This is a genomic window from Actinotalea sp. C106 (assembly GCF_023630195.1).
Lineage (GTDB): Bacteria > Actinomycetota > Actinomycetes > Actinomycetales > Cellulomonadaceae > Actinotalea.
On record NZ_JALPKN010000423.1, the window covers coordinates 1 to 1,982 of the forward strand.

Genomic DNA, 1,982 nt, shown 5'->3' on the forward strand with positions numbered 1-1,982 from the left:
ATCCGACTTGGCGGCGATCAGCGCGTACGCGGGCCGGGCCGGCAGGGGCAGGGGCGGTCGCCGCAGCAGGAACTCGGCCGCCTCCGCCGCGGCTGCGCTGGGGGCGAGCTCGGGACGGTAGCTCGTGACCACGTCGTCGAGCTCGGCGACCGTGACGGGCACCCCCTCGGCCCCTAGGGCCCGGGCGATGACGGCGCTCTGGGCCACGTACTCGTCGCAGCCGGCCTCGTCGAGGGGCTCGCGGCCGTAGCGCTGGTGGGCGCGCAGGAAGCTGTCCACCTCGGCGACGTGCACCCAGCGCAGCAGGTGCGGGTCGGAGGCCTCATAGGGCTCCCCCTCGGGGGTGGTGCCACGGATGTGCGCGTGCACCGCACGGACGATGGCCACGGCCTGCGCGGCGTCCTCGGCGGTCGCGAAGGTGGTGGTCGCGAGGAAGGTCGCGGTGCGCTGGAGCCGGCCCCACGGGTCCGAGCGGTAGCCCGAGTGGTCGGCGACGGCGGCCATGGCCCGTGGGTGCAGCGACTGCAGCAGGAGGGCGCGCACCCCGCCGGCGAACATCGAGGCGTCCCCGTGCACCCGGCCGATCGGGCTGTCCGCCGGGAACCAGCGCGGACCGGGTGTGCCGTGGATGCGCACCCGGGTCGCCGTGGCCTCAGGCCCGGCGACGCGGGCGAGGAGCGCTTGGGCCACGGCGGAGCGGGCCGAGCTCAGGGGCGTGGTCACGGGCATGTCTCGATCCTCACATGCTGGACGCCTTTGGTCACGGTCCGATCACCGTGCGCGGGACCCTCATGACGAATTGATCACGATGGACCGATCGTGCGCTCGTGCTGGTCATGGCGCTCCTAGCCTTGCCGCATGCGCCGCCTGCTGACCGTGATGGTCGCCCTCCTGCTCGCCCTGACCGGGTGCTCCGCGACCTCGAGCTCGGACGAGGGCACCGACTCCTCGGGCGGATACGTCGGGGACGAGGGGGCGGCCGGCGAGGACAGCGCGGCCGACGACGGCACCACCGAGGAAGGCGCAGCCGACCTGGACGAGGGGGGCCTCGGCGGTGAGGCCTCGGGCGACGGCGGGGAGTCCGCGCGGCAGGTGGTGACCACCGGCTACGTGTCGATGACGGTCGAGGACCCGAGGCAGGCCGCACGGGAGTCCGCCCGGCTCGTCGAGCACGTGGGGGGCTGGGTCGAGCAGCGATCCGAGCAGAGCGCCGACGGGGACCTCGAGGCGAGCGCGCTGCTCGTGGTCCGCATCCCCGCGACCGAGGTCACCACGACCCTCGAGCGGCTCGAGGAGCTCGGTGAGGTCCAGCAGATCTCCCAGAACAGCGACGACGTGACGGCGCAGTCCCAGGACCTGGACGCCCGGGTCCGCGCGCTGCAGACGTCGATCTCGCGGCTCGAGGCCCTCCTGGAGCGCTCGGGGTCGATCGAGGAGATCGTCGAGGCCGAGCAGGTGCTGACCGACCGGCAGTCCCAGCTCGAGTCGCTGCAGTCCCAGCGCTCACGCCTGTCCGAGCAGGTCGCGATGTCGACCTTCGAGCTCGACCTGTGGAGCACTCCCCCGAGCGCGACCGAGGCCCGCGGCGGCTTCCTCGGGGGCCTGTCGACAGGGTGGGACGCCCTGGTCAGCACCCTGGCGGGCCTCTCCCTGACCCTCGGCGTCCTCCTGCCGTGGCTGATCCTCCTGGGCCTGGTGGCCCTGGTCGCGGTCGCCGTGCGGCGGGGGCTCAGACGGCGGCAGACGGCAACGGCGCCGTCTGCCGCTCCCTCCTCCCCTCCGGAGGACCCCGGCTCGACGCGGCTCTGACCCGAGGGGGCACGTCCCGGGGCGACGACGACTTCGCCACGCCGAACTCTCGCAGTTCGACCCCTCGAACACTAGAGTCGCGCCATGCTCCCCGCGTCGCACCCGCCTCGCGCACCGCGCCCGCCCCGCGCTCACCGCCGCGGCAGCGCGGTGGCCCTCGGTGCCGCGCTCGC

At 74.3% G+C, this 1,982-nt stretch carries 2 protein-coding genes; one reads left to right on the top strand and one right to left on the bottom strand.

Annotated elements, in window-relative coordinates; all coding sequences use genetic code 11:
* On the bottom strand, positions 1–729 hold a 729-nt coding region (locus L0B03_RS17155; protein WP_250448132.1), incomplete at its 3' end, for an oxygenase MpaB family protein.
* Between the two features lie 129 nt (positions 730–858).
* On the opposite strand from L0B03_RS17155, the gene L0B03_RS17160 reads away from it, so the two are divergent.
* Positions 859–1,809 carry a DUF4349 domain-containing protein gene (locus L0B03_RS17160; RefSeq protein WP_250448134.1) on the top strand — a complete coding sequence of 317 codons (951 nt, stop codon included), beginning with the start codon at positions 859–861 and terminating at the stop codon, positions 1,807–1,809.
* Positions 1,810–1,982 lie beyond the last annotated feature (173 nt).